The sequence below is a fragment of the Paraburkholderia sp. ZP32-5 genome, assembly GCF_021390495.1.
Taxonomy (GTDB): Bacteria; Pseudomonadota; Gammaproteobacteria; order Burkholderiales; family Burkholderiaceae; genus Paraburkholderia.
The window spans coordinates 2,315,352-2,329,628 of sequence record NZ_JAJEJP010000001.1; the positions used below are offsets into that span (position 1 = coordinate 2,315,352).

The following is a 14,277-nucleotide window of genomic DNA, read 5'->3' on the forward strand; positions in this document are numbered from 1 at the left end:
GCGCTGCGGATCATGTCTTGCGCAAGAAGAAAAAAGCCCCGCAGTGCGAGGCTTTTTTATCGGTAAGTCAGCGGGCCGTTGGGTGCTGCGGCGCGGCTGCGATTCTGCCGGAGACGGGATTCATAGGTGGCCGACTCTACCGCCGCCCCACCACGCAAGCCCTAGCCGCCGCCCGCTTCCTCATTCACTTCAAACCGTCGCCATCGCCTCCAGCGACTGCCCTTCATACAGCTTGCCGAAGCGGTTCGCGAGGAAATCGCCGAGCGACACCTGCTCCTGACGCACGAAGCCCTTCTGCGGCAGCTTGCGCTCGCGGAACAGATCGAGCACCGCGCACATCGCGCCGGCGGTGGTGATCTGGATCGCACTCATCGGCACGCCGCAGACCGTTTTCGCGAAGATCTTGCGGGTGAACACTTCCTGCACCAGTTGACCATCGCGCATGCCGCTCACCGTGATAAACACCAGCACGACATCCTGCGCGGTCGACGGCACCGAACGGCGCATGATCGTCTTCAGCGTATCGCGGTCGCTCGACAGACGCAGGTCTTCGAGCAGGAACTGCATCAGGTTGCGATGGCCCGGATAGCGCACCGACTTGTAGTCGAGCGATTCGACACGGCCCGACAACGTTTCGCACAGAGTGCCCAGACCGCCGGACGTATTGAACGCTTCGTATTCGATGCCGTCGAGCGAGAAATGTTCGAGACCTTCGAGCGGCTGCACCCACTGCGTGCGGCTGTCGCGAATCGCCTCGCACGGCTGGCAATATTCATTGATCAGCCCGTCGACACTCCACGTCAGGTTGTACTTCAGTGCATTGGTCGGGAATTCGGGCAGCGCGCCGACGCGCATCTTCACGTCGCGGATTTCGCTGAAGCGGTTCGCGAGCTCGTGCGCGGCGATGCCGATAAAGCCCGGTGCGAGGCCGCATTGCGGCATGAACGCGTGGTCCGCATCGTCGGCGATCGCGCGGATTGCATGGGTCGCGCGCACGTCCTCGGTCAGATCGAAGTAATGCACGCCCGCGCCCTTCGCGGCCGACGCGACGTTCACGGCGAGGTAGTACGGCAGCGCGTTGATCAGCACGTCGAAGCCCTGGATTGCCGCGCGCAGCAAAGCGGCATCGGCGGAATCGACGCGGCGCGTCGGAATGCCCTGGGCGGCGAGCTTGTCGAGCGCGTGCTGTTCGCGGTCGAACGCGACGACTTCGTAGTCGCCCGTCTCGCGCAGCATATGGGCAATGGTGTGACCGATCAAACCTGCGCCAACGATCGCTACTTTCATGTGCATCTCCTTGTTATCTGTGTGCCTGTGTCGAGCCTGTGAAGCGCGCCGCGCGTGATGTACTTCACGCATGGCGCCCGCGGGCCGAACCCTTGAGCAACAGTTTAGGGAGAAGCAAAAACAGTTCATACGCGCAAAATGCTGCGGTATGACCATCAACTTCGACGTTTTGATGATCGCATCAGTCGATTCGTCGAAAAATCATAAAAATGCTGTAAACGAAGCGGCCTGTCGGTTGGGTCAGGCGTGCTGGCTCACACGGTGCCGCGATCGATCTTGCGCGCGAGGATGATCGACGTCGTCGTCCGCTCGACGCCTTCGAGACCGCCAATCTGATCGAGCAGATCGTTGAGCCGGTCCGGCGAATCGGCGCGCAGCCACGCCACATAGTCGAACTCGCCGCTCACCGCGCACAGCAGTTGCACCTCGGGCATTTTCGCGAGGCGTTTCTGCACGGCCGGCCCGTACTTCGGCGCGATGATGATGCCGACATACGCGACGATGCTCGAATCGAGCACGTCCTGGCCGAGCCGCACGCTGTAGCCGGCGATCACATTGCTGCGTTCGAGCCGCGCGATGCGCGCGATCACCGTGGTGCGCGCAACACCTAGCTGGCGTGCGAGATTGGCGACGCTTTCGCGGGCATTGGCTTGCAGCAGCGCAACGAGGTTGCGGTCGAGGTCGTCGAGCTGATCGAGGCGCGGAGGTCTCATCGAAAGGGGAAGGAAGTTGGCGGGAGGTGTCGCGGATTATCGCGCGACTTGGCAAGCTGCGGCGCTATGTTGCGACAGTTGGTGACAGTTGCGCGACACACGATCGCGGGTCGATCACGCGAAGCGATCAAAGGACGAGATCAAACAAAGCAGGCAGCAACAAGCGGCAGCAAGCGTCGGCAAAGCTCCCCACGCCTTGGACCACGGTGACACCACCGCCCGTTTCCCTTTCGTTTCGGTTGTAAGCGTTTGTCGCACTGGAACCGTATTGTAGGAATATCGTGTTACTAATAGCGGCGACGGGCGTCCGCGGCAACGGTTCGCCGTATGCCGCGATTGCCTATCGGCGCGTGACGGATCATCCGCGCGCGTCCGGTCCCAAACATGAACAGACATCAGGAGTTTCGATGAAAAAAGCACTGGTTATGCTGGCTACCGCCGTTTCGATGGGTAGCGCGTTCGCTCAGACTGCCGCGCCCGCGGCAACGCCGGAGAACGCCGCTTCGGCTCCCGCCGCGAAGGCCGGCTACGAACGCAACGTCGAAGACCGCATCGCCTATCTGCATTCGCAACTGAAGATCACCTCCGCGCAGGAAACGCAGTGGAAGGCCTTCGCCGACGTGATGCGCAGCAACGGCGAAACGATGAGCCAGCTGTTCCAGCAGCGCAAGGCGGCCACCACCGTGAGCGCGCTCGACGACATGAAGCAGTACGCGACGATCGCGCAGGCGCATGCGGACGGCATGAAGAAGCTCGTCGATGCGTTCGATCCGCTATATAACAGTCTGTCGCCGGAGCAGAAGAAGCTCGCCGATACGACGTTCCATCGGGGTGGCCCTGAAGGCGCGCCTCACCACCGCGGCCATCACGGCAAGAGCAAGATGAGCAAGCCGGCGGCCGAGGCAGCTAGCGACGCAGCCGCAAAACAGTAACGCAGGCATGTGCCCGCGAGGTGGATTGCCACGTCGCGGGCGGGTCATCGATGGGGCGCGGGTAGGTAGCAGGTTGGTATCTCTCTCTGTGTTTTCACGCTACCGGTCGCGGCGACCCGTATCTCAAAAACGCCCCGCGACACCAACCCATCTGGCATGATTCGGGTGCGCTGTGACAGCGAAGCGGCTGGTCTGAACTCGAGGCTCGCCGCACGATCTTCGCCGTCGCGATATGTGATGCGTGCTCCTCCAACCACCCTCCCGCTTCATGACCGAACTCAGGAATCTCGATCTGCGTGACGATCCGCACGCACAACGCGTCGTCAAGGACGAAACGGTAAGCGTCGAATTCGCTGCCGCCGAAGGCCAGTTGATGAGCCTCGAAGGCCCGAACCGCTATGCGCGCGGCGACGCGCTGATCACCGGCTCGACCGGCGAGCGCTGGGTCGTATCGCGCGAGCGCTTCGACGCCAAATACGTGCCGGCCGAGGCTGCGATCGCCCACGGTCAACCGGGCGCCTACCGCAACCGCCCGGCCGTCGTGCTGGCGCGCCAGATGAGTGAAGCGTTCTCGCTCGCCCGTTCCGCCCAAGGCGGCGACGTGCTGCGCGGCACGGCCGGAGACTGGGTGATGCAATACGCACCGGGCGATTACGGCGTCGTGCAGGCCGCGCGTTTCGCAAAGGTCTACCGGCTCGCGGACTGACGCGCTTTAAAGGGCACTGCCGGACCGCTTCAAGGCTTCAAGTGCAATTCATGCGCGGTCTATATCCGCTCAAAGCTCGTTCGAGCCCGCTTCAAAGCCCGCCTTAAAGCCGCGCCAGCATGCCTTAGTTCCGCTCCGAAACGGCTCAGGCCACCTGAGCCACACCGCCGATTATGCAAACTCGTCGCCGAGATCGACCGTGACCTCGCGCGGCACCGCCTCGCCGTTCGCATACATCTCCTCGAGCGAGCCGAGGCTCGCTTCGACATACGCGCGCAGCACCGCGAAGCTGCGTCCGCGCAAACGCGCGGGCAATGCGCGATACCGCGCGAGCGCGGCCGGTGCGATCGCGACCGTCATCTCGATGCGACGCGCGGTCGAGCCGAAGCGCATCGCGACCCAGTGAATCGTCAGTTGGGGCGTGCCGTCTTCGGCCGCGCGCTCGGTGAATTGCGTCTGCTCGGGAAACAGATCGCTGATGACGCGCGCGAGTTCTTCGAACTCGGGATGCGCGCAGTCGTATTGGTAAGCTTCCATCAAGGCCGCCGGAAAATGAGGATCCTGAAACGGGGATCCCGAAACGTAGGCGCATTTTAGAGAAAGGCTTGGGGGATAGCGAGGCATGCGAGCCCGACGCGGGCTGTCCACGGCCCGGCAGCAAACTGACCCAAGCCCCTGAGGTCAACCCGCCCCACGCCTCACGCCACCGCCGGCCGCCGGTAAGTCCGTATCAGCCATCCGGCGACGAACACCGCCGCCACCGCATACACCGTATCGACGATCGCAAGCGGCACGAGACGCGCCTGCGACATCGCGGCCGGCACGTCGATCAGTGCATGCACGACGATCGCGAGCGGCAGGATCGCGCGCGAGCCGGCCCGCACGCCACGCCACATCAGCACCGACAGACCGATCTGGAAGACCAGCGCAATCACCCGTTCGAGCGCGAAGATGCCGGCAAGCTGCGGCGTCAGACTCGCGAGAATCAGATGCACGCGCATCACCGCTTCGCCCGGCAGATTGCCGAGGTAATCGTTGAGGCGACCGCGGTTTTCGAGGATCGCGAACACGATCCACTGCGCCTGCACGAGCACGCCGACCATCCACGCTTCCGCGCCGCCATGGCCGAGTCCGTAGCTAAGTGCGGCGCCATCGTCCGCGCGTAACGCGGCCGTGCGCGACGACGAGGAAGACGGCGATGGCGCCGCGCCCGCGTCGAGATTCACGCTCGGGTTCCCCCCGGCATCGGCGTTCGAATCGACGCTCGTAGTCCCCGCACGCCGATTTGCCGCCGGTCGCGCCATCGCCCGCTTTATGAGCAGCCGCATTCCGACAAACCGCCCCACTTCCTCGCAGACGCCCGCGGCCAGCGCGCCATAGACGACGAACGCGATCGGATTCGACAGGAACGCCGCCGTCGTCGCGTTGCCGCGCAACAGATAGTCATGCAGCGCGCGCTCGATCACCATCGCAAACAGCGCGAACACCGCGACGCCGGCGACCGCGTCGCGCGGCCTGAGCGCGAGCGGCTGCCGTAGCTGGCGATAGATCAGGAACGGCAAAGCGGCGATGACGAGCGTGGCGAGCACAAGGCTCGCAAGCGTAAGCGGTGCGACGAGCATGAGTTTCCTTGCCGGCTTTCCGGCGATCACCGGCGCGCAACCGCTGCGCGCCGCAGCCCCGAATGATCGCAGATTGACCGGCGATCAGCGCGAAGTCGATGCGCGCACGATCAGTTCGCCCGTCAGCAGGCAATCGCGCGCGTTCGTCTTTGCGCCTTCAATGCGCTCGTGCAGGAATTCGACCGCGCGATAGCCGATCTCGTAAGTCGGCTGGCGGATCGTCGTGATGCCGGCGAGTTCGGCCCAGTCGGGGTCGTCGATGGAAAGCAGCGCGACGCGCGTTTGCCAGTGCGCGCCGTAACGCGCTTTCAGATGTAGCGCGAGGCAGAGCGCGACCGGCGCGTTGGCCGCGAATAGCGCAACACGGGCCGTAGTGCCGGCGCCGGTGCCAAGCGCGACCGCGTTGCCGCTGCCGTCAAGCTCGTCGCGCGCGCCGCCGCTCACTGCATCGAGCGCGCGATCCAGCTCCGCGAGGCTGCGCTCGACGTCGGCCGCATCCGCGAGATTCAGCACCAGCGTATGGCCGCGCGTGTGGCCTCCGCTACCGTCATGCGCATGCATCGCACGATCGAAGGCCTGCACGCGCAGTTGCCGCGAGCTGACCTGTTCGAACGGCTGCACGACGAACCAGATATGTTCGAAGCCCTGCTCGATCAGATGATGTGTACCGAGTTCAGCGGCCGCGCCGTTGTCGAGACCGACCATATCGGCGACGAGCCCTTCCACCTGCCGGTCGACGAGCACGGCTGGAATCCCGCCTCCGCCGACCGGCCGCAGCGTTTCCTCGCGCACGCCGAGCGCGTTGACGATCACGCCTTCCACACGATACGTGGTCAGCAGTTGCAGAAAGCGTCGCTCCATTTCGACTTCGTTCGCCGCGTGGCAGATCAGCGGCATCAGGCCGAGCGCATGGCATGCGGCCTCGACGCCTTGCAGCACTTCGACCGAATACGGATTGGTGAGGTCGGCGACCAGCATGCCGATCAGGCGGTTGCGGCCGCGCTTCAGGCCACGCGCCATCTGGTTGGGCTGATAGTCGAGCCGCGCGATCGCGGCTTCGATGCGCGCACGCAGTTCGGGCGACAGCACGCTGATCTCGCCGTTCAGATAGCGCGAGATGCTGGTCTTGCCGGTGCCGGCTTCGCGCGCGACATCGGTGATCGTCGCGCGGCGCGGCGTGCCGGCTGGGCGAGACGACGTCGTGCCGATCGGCTCGTCGTTCATGTCCGCGCCTCCGGCAGTGCCCGCCGCGATGCCACGTTCGGCATCACTTTTTCAGCACGTCACGATTGACGATGTTCGTCGTCAACGTGCCGTCGAGCGCGGCGACCAGATTCTCCGCCGCGTTGCGCGCCATCGCATGACGCGTCTCGTGCGTGCCCGAGCCGATATGCGGCAGCGCGACCACGTTCGGCAGCTTCAGCAGCGGCGAGTCGGCCGGCAGCGGTTCGGTGTCGAACACATCGAGGCCCGCGCCGTGAATCGTGCCGCTTTGCAGTGCGTCGATCAGCGCCGCTTCGTCGACGGTCGCGCCGCGCGATGCGTTGATCAGGATCGCGCTTTTCTTCATCGCGCGCAGCTCGGCCGCGCCGATCATATGGCGGGTCTGCGGCGTCAGCGGCACCTGCAGACAGACGAAATCCGCGCTCGCGAGCAGCTCGGCCAACTCGACGCGCCGCGCGCCATAGGCCTGTTCGGCGTGCGGATTCGGATGACGGTTCGTGTACAGCACCTTCATGTTGAAACCGAGCGCCGCGCGCCGCGCAACCGCGCCGCCGATCCGCCCGAGGCCGACGATGCCGAGCGTCTTGCCCTGCACGTCGAGCCCGAACTGCGCGGGCCCGATGCTCGCGCGCCACTGCCCCGCCTTGACCCATTCGGCCAGTTCGACGACGCGGCGCGCGGACGCGAGGATCAGCGAGAACACGGTGTCGGCGGTCGATTCGGTCAGCACGTCCGGCGTGTGCGCGAGCACGATGCCGCGGCGCGTGAGGTCGTCGACGTCGAACTGGTCGTAGCCGACCGAGATCGTCGACAACGCCTTCAGCCGGCTCGCGCCTTCGAGCATCGCCGGCGTGATCGTCACGCTCGCGCCGATACCGCCGTCGGCGTCGCGCAGCGCGGCGACCAGCGCGTCGTGCCGCGCGGCATCGACCTGCACGACCTCGGCATGCTGTTGCAGATACGAGAGCACATCCTCGGGCAGCGCCTTCCAGGCGACGATCTTCTTCATCAGCTTATTTTCCTTGCGACGGGGTGGCGAGCGTGGCCGAGCCTTTCGACCGGGTGTCGGCGGTGGCCGGCTTGACGGCCAGCGTCAGGATCACCGCGGCGACCAGCGCCACGCTCATGAATGCATACGATGCCGCAGGCGAGCCGGTCGCGCCGTTCAGATAGCCGACCACATAGGAGCCGACGAACGAACCGAGCGCGCCCATGCTGTTGATCAATGCCATCGCACCGCCCGCGACGTTCTTCGGCAGCAGCTCCGGCACGATCGCGAAGAACGGGCCGTACGGCGCGTACATCGCGGCGCCCGCGATTACGAGCAGCGCATACGAGGACCAGAAGTGCGACGAGCCGATGGCATACGACGCGGCGAATGCGATCGCGCCGATCAGCAGGAACGGCCACACGAACACCTTGCGGCGGTTGAGTTTATCCGATGCCCACGAAGCTGCAAGCATCGCGATCGTCGCGGCCAGATAAGGCAGCGCCGACAGCCAGCCGGTCTCGACCATGCCGAGCGACGAACCATTCTTCAGGATCGACGGCAGCCACAGCACGAAACCGTACACGCCGATGCTCCAGCAGAAATACTGCGCGCTCAGCTTGATCACGGCCGGCGTGCGGAACGCCTCGCCGTAATTGCGCACCGGTTTGATCGCGGCCTGCTCGGCGCGCAGCGTCTGCGCGAGCGCGTCCTTTTCCTGTTGCGTGAGCCACGACACCTGCTCGGGCTTGTCCTTGACGAGGAACCACCAGCAGATCGCCCAGATGATCGCGGGCGCGCCCTCGGCGATGAACATCTCGCGCCAGCCGAACGAATGCACCAGATAGCCGGACACGACCGACATCCACAGCACGGTGACCGGATTGCCGAGAATCAGGAACGTGTTGGCGCGCGAACGCTCGCTCTTCGTGAACCAGTTGCTGATGAAGATCAGCATCGCCGGCATCACCGCGGCTTCGACGACGCCGAGCGCGAAGCGGATCGCCATCAGCGACGGAATATTGCTGACCATGCCGGTAAGCGCCGCGCAGCCGCCCCACAGGATCAGACTCCAGAACACCAGCTTCTTGACGCTGCGGCGCTCGGCATAGATCGCGCCGGGAATCTGGAAGAAGAAATAGCCGAGGAAGAACAGCGCACCGATCAGCGACGCGAGCCCTTTGCTGATGCCGAGGTCCTCGTTGATGCCGGCCGCCGACGCGAAGCCGAAGTTCGCGCGGTCCAGATACGCGAGGCTGTAGGTGATGAACACGATCGGCATGATCGTCCACCAGCGGCCAATCGCAAGCGATGAAGTCATGGGTGTCTCCTTTAACGGCGTCCCGAAACAATGATGAAAAAGGGTGGGCGCGTGGGGCGCGCTCGTGTTGTTGTCGATGTTGTTGTCGATGCGGATTGTGATGCGCTGCTGTCGTGCTGTTGTGGTGGTGCTGTCATGCTTGCGATGCGTTCGTTGCCATATTCATCACTACGCTCGTCACCACGTTCATCGCCGCGCCCCTGCCGCACGCCATCCAGCTTCGGCTTCCACTCCAGCTCCTCTCGCATCGCGCTCATGCCGCACTCGCGAGACCCGACACAGCGGCCCGTTCAAGCGCATCGAGTTCGGCGCGCCGCGGTAGTCCTTCCGAATCGCCGATTACCTGGATCGCGAGCGCGCCGATCCGGTTGCCGCGCGCGACCGCCTGCGCGAGCGTGCGGCCTTCGAGCAGCGCGCTGATCACGCCGACCGCGAAGCCATCGCCCGCACCGACCGTATCGACGACGTTGTCGACCGGCTGCCCGGCGATCACGGCGGCATCGGTCGCGGTGCGGTAGTACGCGCCCTGCGCGCCGAGCTTGACGATCACGCCGCGCGCGCCGCGCTCCAGGTAAAACTTCGCGATGTCCTCCGGCTGCGTGTAGCCGGTCAGGATCTCGCCTTCGCCGATGCCGGGCAGCACCCAGTCAGCGAGCGCGGCAAGCGTGTTCAGCCCTTCGACCATCGCCTCACGCGACGGCCACAGCGTCGGACGCAGATTCGGATCGAACGAAATCGTCTTGCCGGCGGCACGCATTTCGCGCGCCAGATGGAACGCCAGTTCGCGTGAACTCGCCGAGATCGCTGGCGCGACGCCAGTCAGGTGCAGATGACGCGCGGACAACACGTAATCGGCGACGTAATCGTCGAGCGACAGATGGCTCGCCGCCGAGCCCTTGCGGAAATATTCGACCGCCGGATCGCTGCCGTCGTCGTTTTTCGATTTCAGCTGGAAGCCGGTCGGATAGCGCACGTCGGTGCTGACGCAACTCTGGTCGATGCCCTCTTTCGTCAGCGTGTCGCGCACGTACTGACCGAACGAATCGTCGCCGACGCGGCTCATCCAGCCCACCCTGAAGCCGAGCCGGGACAAACCAATCGCGACGTTCAGATCGGCCCCGGCGATGCGCTTCGTGAAGTGCCCGACGCCCGCGAGCGGACCGGTTTCGGCGGCGACGAACATCGCCATCGCTTCGCCGTAGGTGATGACATCGAGGGCTGCGTGCGGGTGGGTCATGCGGGGCTCCTGGGTGGTGCTTGGTGTAGTGCTTTGCGTGGTGCCTGGGGTCGTACTTGTAGTGCGCGGACTTTCGGGTGCTACGGGTTTCATGATTCGCGCGGCCGGTGTTGCATCACGATTGGCATCGGGTTCGCGGCTGTCGCCGGCGCGTCAAACAGGCGCGCGACGCGCGGCTCACCATCGCCTAAATCCGCGCAAGCCAATCGACGTAATGCGCGGCATCCGCATCGATCCGGCTGGTGTCGAACGGAAACTCGATACCGCGCGGCACCTTGCGTGGCAGACGCTCCAACAGCGCGCGAAACTGCGCGTCATCACCGGCCGGCGCGACGGCAAAGCGCCGCGCGCCCTCGCCCGCGACCGTCTTGCAATGGATGTACTCGACGTGCGGCGCAAGCTGCGCGGCCACCTCGAGCGGCGCGACGTCGAGCCATGCCCAATTGCCGGTGTCGAAGGTCATCCCAAGTACATCGGCATGGCCCTCGCGCGCGAGCGCTTCGAACAACCCGACGAATTGCACAGGCGAGCCGCCCTCGGCCAGTTGGCCGTTTTCGACCAGCAAACGCGGACGCGTGCCGTCCAGCCCTTTGGCGACTTGCGCAGCAATCTCCGCACCTTCGGCCGCGCCCTTGAAAGCACCCAGTTGCAGCTTGACGAAGCGCGCGCCGAGCGCGTTTGCTTCGTCGAGCGCGAGTCGCAGTGCGTCGCGATCGAGCCGGCCTTGCGCGGTGTACAACGTGGCGGGCGTCGAGAACACCGACCACAGGCCGAGGTCGGCCAGCGCCGCGCCAAGCGAACGCAGTTGCGACAAACCGGCGTCCGTGTCGCTCGCGAACAGTTCGCGGCGCACTTCGAAACCCGCCGCGCCGGCCCGTTTCGCCACCTGCGCCCACTTCAGATGACCGTCCGTGCGTACCGCGTCCATGCCGAACGCGCTCGCGACGATCACGATCTCCACTGCATCAACCATGTCAAATCCAGTCATTCTTGCTACGAAAACAACGTTTGGAACCGGTTCCAAACGTATTTCGAAAAAAAGCGCCGAGGCGCTTCCGATGCGCGAATAGTGCGCGGGAGCGCGCTCGCCCGCCATAGAGGAAATCCCCAGGCGCGGTGGGCACGCGGCAAAGCCACGCCGCGAGCCCACGCATGGCTCATCCGCCCGCGTTCGTTTCCTGCTGCGCGAGGCACAGCGCGACAAACCGCTCAACCACCCGCGACGGCGCGCTCGCATGCGGCACGAGGATCGACAGCCGGCGCGTCAGCGGCTCCGGGCTCAACGACAGCAGGCAGAGCGCGCCGTTCTCGTGGCGCATCGACATCGCCGATACGAAGCCGACACCCATGCCGGCGCGCACCGCCTCCTTGACCCCTTCGACACCGGCAATCTCCAACGCCACGCGCATCGGCACGCCGGCGCGCGCGAACGCGCGCTCGACGGTCTGCCGCACGCCCGAGCCCGCCTCGCGCAGCACCAGCGGCCAGGCGCCGAACGCCGTGAGGCCGATCCGCCCGTCGGTTGCCTGCTGCGCGAGCGGATGCGCGCTCGGCATGATCGCGACGATTTCGTCCTCGCGCCACGCATGCACCGCGGTGTCGGGCAGCAGATCGTCGCCGGGCGGGCCCTCGACCATCGCGATATCGACCGAACCGAGCGCGCTGACGATCTCGGTCGTGTTGCCGTCGGCGGCCTGCACGGTCACGTCCGGATAGCGGCGGTGGAATTCGGCGATCAGATAAGGCAGCAGATAGCTCGCCGGCGTCGTGCTCGCGCCGATTCGCAGCGTGCCCTGCTCGAGCCCGCGCAACGCATCGCGATACGCATGCGCCTGCCGCCAGGTATCGCGCAACCGCGACGCATAGCTCGCCAGTTGCTCACCGGCGGGCGTCAGACGCACGCCACGGCCGTCGCGCTGATACAGCGGCTCGCCGAATTCATCCTGCAATTGCCGCAACTGGCCGGACACCGCCGGCTGCGACAGATGCAGCGCGACCGCCGCCCGGCTGATGTTGCGATGCTCGGCGACGGCGGCGAACGTTATAAGTTGATCCGGGGTCATCTCGAAGAAATATCCACTGGTCCGATATTTCACATTCTAAATCACGATTTTTCATATCGATATATCTAATTTAGGATTAGCCCTATTGAAATCAATCACGCCAGTCAAACCGATAGGCAACGATCATGTCGACACCCACCGCTCCGCTCAGCGCCACACCCGTCGCCGCGTCGCCGGCGCTTTCCACTCGCGGCCAGCTCAACGGCGTGCTGTTCGTCGCGCTGTTCGCCGCCGCCGTCACGCGGATCGCCGCGATTCCCGCGATCGCGGGGCTCGGCCTGAGCCCGCTGATCGTCGGCATCGTCGCCGGGGCGATCTACGGCAACGCGCTGCGCGACGGCATGCCGGCCAGCTGGGCGGCCGGCGTCAACTTCTCGGCGCGCAAGCTGCTGCGCATCGCGGTCGCCTTCTTCGGCCTGCGCGTGAGCCTGCAGGAAATCGCCCAGGTCGGCCTGCCCGGCCTCACGCAATCGGTGCTGATCGTCGTCAGCACGCTCGTGATCGGCACATGGGCCGGCATGAAAATCATGAAGCTCGATCGCGACACCGCGTTGCTGACGGCGGCCGGCAGCGCGATCTGCGGCGCCGCGGCCGTGCTCGCATTCGAATCGACGCTGCAATCGAAGCCGCACAAGAGCGCGATGGCGGTCGGCAGCGTCGTGCTGTTCGGTACGCTGTCGATGTTCCTCTATCCGGTTCTGTTCAAGGCGGGCTGGCTGCATCTCGATACGGTCGGCGCGGGCCTGTTCTTCGGCGGCACGATCCACGAGGTCGCGCAGGTGGTCGGCGCGGCGAGCAACGTGAGCCCGGAAGCGACGCATATAGCGACGATCGTCAAGATGACCCGCGTGATGTTGCTGGTGCCGGTGCTGCTGGTGGTCGGCCTGTGGGTGAACCGCGCGGCACGCGGTGCGAAGGAAGGCAGCGCGGACGGCAGCGATAGCGCCGCCGGCAACGCTCCCCGCAAGCTCGCGATTCCCTGGTTCGCGCTCGGCTTTCTCGCCTGCGTCGTGATCAACTCGCTGCACGTACTGCCGCAGAGCGCGACGTCGACGCTGAACCTGCTCGACACGTTCGCGCTGACGATGGCGATGACCGCGCTCGGCATTGAAACCCGGATCTCGCAGATTCGCGAAGCCGGCCCGCGAGCACTGACAACCGGTCTGATCCTGTACGTGTGGCTGATTGCCGGTGGACTCGGCATCACATGGGCCGTCCAGTACCTGTTCCGGTAGGCCGCTCGGGCTTACCCCTTCTTCACCGACACCCCGCCGCGCGCGGGGTTTTGCGCATTCTGGCACCCCATCCGGGCCGATCACACGGCATACTCGTTGCTGCGAACTTTGCTCCCGCAACCCGCCCACGCGTCGCGCGAATGATCACGCTGATGGCTGCTCTCACGCGGCGCGCCTGGGCGACCGGAATGAGGATCGATCGATGAGCTTGGAACTGTATTACTGGGACGGCCTGCAAGGCCGCGGCGAATTCGTGCGGCTTGCTCTAGAGGAAGCCCGCGTCGACTATGTGGAGGTCGCGCGCGGCAAGCCGTCGAAGGGTCTCGGCAGCGGCGCGATGATGACCGTGATGGACAGCGCCGACGAACCCTACCCGCCGTTCGCGCCGCCGTTTCTGAAAGACGGCGATCTGGTGATCTCGCAGACCGCCAACATCCTGTTCTATCTCGGCCCGCGGCTGAATCTCGCGCCCGCGGTCGAGAGCCTGCGCTATGTCGCGAACGGCCTGCAATTGACGATCGCCGATGTCGTCACCGAAGCGCACGACACTCACCATCCGCTCTCGAGCGGCCTTTACTACGAGGATCAGAAAGACGCCGCGAAAGTGCGCGCGCACGATTTCATCGATCAGCGGATCCCGAAGTTCATGTCGTACTTCGAGCGCGTGCTGAAACAGAATCCGGCCGGCGACAGCTTTCTCGTCGGCGACACGCTGACTTACGTCGACCTGTCGATGTTCCAGCTGATCGACGGGCTGCTGTATGCGTTTCCACGCGCGTTGAAGCGCTTCGGCGAGCACTATCCGCGGCTCGCCGCGCTGCACGACATGGTGATCGCAAGACCGAACATCGCCGCGTATCTGGATTCGAACCGGCGCATCGCTCATAACGAGGCCTGCATCTTCCGGCACTATCCGGAACTCGACAAGGCGGCGACTTGACCCACGCCG

The 14,277-nt window shown here is 65.1% G+C and carries 15 protein-coding genes; 4 read left to right on the top strand and 11 right to left on the bottom strand.

Annotated features, from left to right (window positions below):
* Window positions 1-189: 189 nt before the first annotated feature.
* A complete protein-coding gene (locus tag L0U82_RS09805) occupies window positions 190-1,287 on the bottom strand; it encodes a saccharopine dehydrogenase C-terminal domain-containing protein (protein WP_233830393.1) in 1,098 nt (365 codons plus the stop codon).
* Between the two features lie 254 nt (window positions 1,288-1,541).
* Window positions 1,542-2,000: an Lrp/AsnC family transcriptional regulator gene (locus tag L0U82_RS09810; RefSeq protein ID WP_233830395.1), complete on the bottom strand. Its 459-nt coding sequence runs from the start codon at window positions 1,998-2,000 to the stop codon at window positions 1,542-1,544.
* A 407-nt stretch (window positions 2,001-2,407) separates the two neighbouring features.
* Between L0U82_RS09810 and L0U82_RS09815 the strand changes: the two genes are divergently transcribed.
* Window positions 2,408-2,932 (top strand): Spy/CpxP family protein refolding chaperone, encoded by a 525-nt coding sequence (locus L0U82_RS09815; protein ID WP_233830397.1) that lies wholly within the window; start codon window positions 2,408-2,410, stop codon window positions 2,930-2,932.
* 268 nt (window positions 2,933-3,200) lie between these two features.
* Entirely contained in the window at window positions 3,201-3,638 is a 438-nt protein-coding gene (locus L0U82_RS09820) for a PGDYG domain-containing protein (protein WP_233830399.1), read from the top strand.
* A 171-nt stretch (window positions 3,639-3,809) separates the two neighbouring features.
* Here L0U82_RS09820 and L0U82_RS09825 read toward each other — a convergent pair whose 3' ends face one another.
* From L0U82_RS09825 to L0U82_RS09865, 9 genes are all read right to left on the bottom strand, one after another.
* Window positions 3,810-4,175 carry a DUF3022 domain-containing protein gene (locus L0U82_RS09825; RefSeq protein WP_233830401.1) on the bottom strand — a complete coding sequence of 122 codons (366 nt, stop codon included), beginning with the start codon at window positions 4,173-4,175 and terminating at the stop codon, window positions 3,810-3,812.
* 161 nt (window positions 4,176-4,336) lie between these two features.
* Window positions 4,337-5,260: a YhfC family intramembrane metalloprotease gene (locus L0U82_RS09830; protein WP_233830403.1), complete on the bottom strand. Its 924-nt coding sequence runs from the start codon at window positions 5,258-5,260 to the stop codon at window positions 4,337-4,339.
* Window positions 5,261-5,344: 84 nt separating this feature from the next.
* Window positions 5,345-6,484 (bottom strand): LacI family DNA-binding transcriptional regulator, encoded by a 1,140-nt coding sequence (locus L0U82_RS09835; RefSeq protein ID WP_233830404.1) that lies wholly within the window; start codon window positions 6,482-6,484, stop codon window positions 5,345-5,347.
* 43 nt (window positions 6,485-6,527) lie between these two features.
* Window positions 6,528-7,493, bottom strand: a complete 966-nt coding sequence (locus L0U82_RS09840; RefSeq protein WP_233830405.1) for a 2-hydroxyacid dehydrogenase — start codon at window positions 7,491-7,493, stop codon at window positions 6,528-6,530.
* A gap of 4 nt (window positions 7,494-7,497) precedes the next feature.
* Window positions 7,498-8,793, bottom strand: a complete 1,296-nt coding sequence (locus L0U82_RS09845; protein ID WP_233830406.1) for an MFS transporter — start codon at window positions 8,791-8,793, stop codon at window positions 7,498-7,500.
* An 11-nt stretch (window positions 8,794-8,804) separates the two neighbouring features.
* The gene (locus L0U82_RS09850) at window positions 8,805-9,050 is read right to left on the bottom strand and encodes a hypothetical protein (protein ID WP_233830407.1); all 246 of its coding nucleotides are present in this window, start codon (window positions 9,048-9,050) and stop codon (window positions 8,805-8,807) included.
* Entirely contained in the window at window positions 9,047-10,030 is a 984-nt protein-coding gene (locus tag L0U82_RS09855; RefSeq protein ID WP_233830408.1) for a sugar kinase, read from the bottom strand. Before L0U82_RS09855 ends, L0U82_RS09850 begins: the two co-directional genes overlap by 4 nt.
* Before the next feature lie 187 nt (window positions 10,031-10,217).
* Window positions 10,218-11,003 carry a sugar phosphate isomerase/epimerase family protein gene (locus L0U82_RS09860; RefSeq protein WP_233830409.1) on the bottom strand — a complete coding sequence of 262 codons (786 nt, stop codon included), beginning with the start codon at window positions 11,001-11,003 and terminating at the stop codon, window positions 10,218-10,220.
* Window positions 11,004-11,187: 184 nt separating this feature from the next.
* Window positions 11,188-12,093, bottom strand: a complete 906-nt coding sequence (locus L0U82_RS09865) for a LysR family transcriptional regulator (RefSeq protein WP_233830411.1) — start codon at window positions 12,091-12,093, stop codon at window positions 11,188-11,190.
* Between the two features lie 125 nt (window positions 12,094-12,218).
* Between L0U82_RS09865 and L0U82_RS09870 the strand changes: the two genes are divergently transcribed.
* Together L0U82_RS09870 and L0U82_RS09875 are read left to right on the top strand one after the other, a co-directional pair.
* Complete coding sequence (locus tag L0U82_RS09870) at window positions 12,219-13,328, top strand: YeiH family protein (RefSeq protein WP_233830413.1); 1,110 nt, start codon at window positions 12,219-12,221, stop codon at window positions 13,326-13,328.
* A gap of 202 nt (window positions 13,329-13,530) precedes the next feature.
* A complete protein-coding gene (locus L0U82_RS09875) occupies window positions 13,531-14,268 on the top strand; it encodes a glutathione S-transferase (RefSeq protein WP_233830414.1) in 738 nt (245 codons plus the stop codon).
* Window positions 14,269-14,277: the final 9 nt, after the last annotated feature.

Excerpts from the sequence above, each read along its gene's own strand:
- L0U82_RS09845 (WP_233830406.1), bottom strand. The coding sequence starts at position 8,793 with ATGACTTCATCGCTTGCGATTGGCCGCTGGTGGACGATCATGCCGATC.
- L0U82_RS09820 (WP_233830399.1), top strand. The coding sequence starts at position 3,201 with ATGACCGAACTCAGGAATCTCGATCTGCGTGACGATCCGCACGCACAA.
- L0U82_RS09840 (WP_233830405.1), bottom strand. The coding sequence starts at position 7,493 with ATGAAGAAGATCGTCGCCTGGAAGGCGCTGCCCGAGGATGTGCTCTCG.
- L0U82_RS09875 (WP_233830414.1), top strand. The coding sequence starts at position 13,531 with ATGAGCTTGGAACTGTATTACTGGGACGGCCTGCAAGGCCGCGGCGAA.
- L0U82_RS09870 (WP_233830413.1), top strand. The coding sequence starts at position 12,219 with ATGTCGACACCCACCGCTCCGCTCAGCGCCACACCCGTCGCCGCGTCG.
- L0U82_RS09830 (WP_233830403.1), bottom strand. The coding sequence starts at position 5,260 with ATGCTCGTCGCACCGCTTACGCTTGCGAGCCTTGTGCTCGCCACGCTC.
- L0U82_RS09865 (WP_233830411.1), bottom strand. The coding sequence starts at position 12,093 with ATGACCCCGGATCAACTTATAACGTTCGCCGCCGTCGCCGAGCATCGC.
- L0U82_RS09810 (WP_233830395.1), bottom strand. The coding sequence starts at position 2,000 with ATGAGACCTCCGCGCCTCGATCAGCTCGACGACCTCGACCGCAACCTC.
- L0U82_RS09805 (WP_233830393.1), bottom strand. The coding sequence starts at position 1,287 with ATGAAAGTAGCGATCGTTGGCGCAGGTTTGATCGGTCACACCATTGCC.
- L0U82_RS09855 (WP_233830408.1), bottom strand. The coding sequence starts at position 10,030 with ATGACCCACCCGCACGCAGCCCTCGATGTCATCACCTACGGCGAAGCG.
- L0U82_RS09835 (WP_233830404.1), bottom strand. The coding sequence starts at position 6,484 with ATGAACGACGAGCCGATCGGCACGACGTCGTCTCGCCCAGCCGGCACG.
- L0U82_RS09860 (WP_233830409.1), bottom strand. The coding sequence starts at position 11,003 with ATGGTTGATGCAGTGGAGATCGTGATCGTCGCGAGCGCGTTCGGCATG.
- L0U82_RS09815 (WP_233830397.1), top strand. The coding sequence starts at position 2,408 with ATGAAAAAAGCACTGGTTATGCTGGCTACCGCCGTTTCGATGGGTAGC.
- L0U82_RS09850 (WP_233830407.1), bottom strand. The coding sequence starts at position 9,050 with ATGAGCGCGATGCGAGAGGAGCTGGAGTGGAAGCCGAAGCTGGATGGC.
- L0U82_RS09825 (WP_233830401.1), bottom strand. The coding sequence starts at position 4,175 with ATGGAAGCTTACCAATACGACTGCGCGCATCCCGAGTTCGAAGAACTC.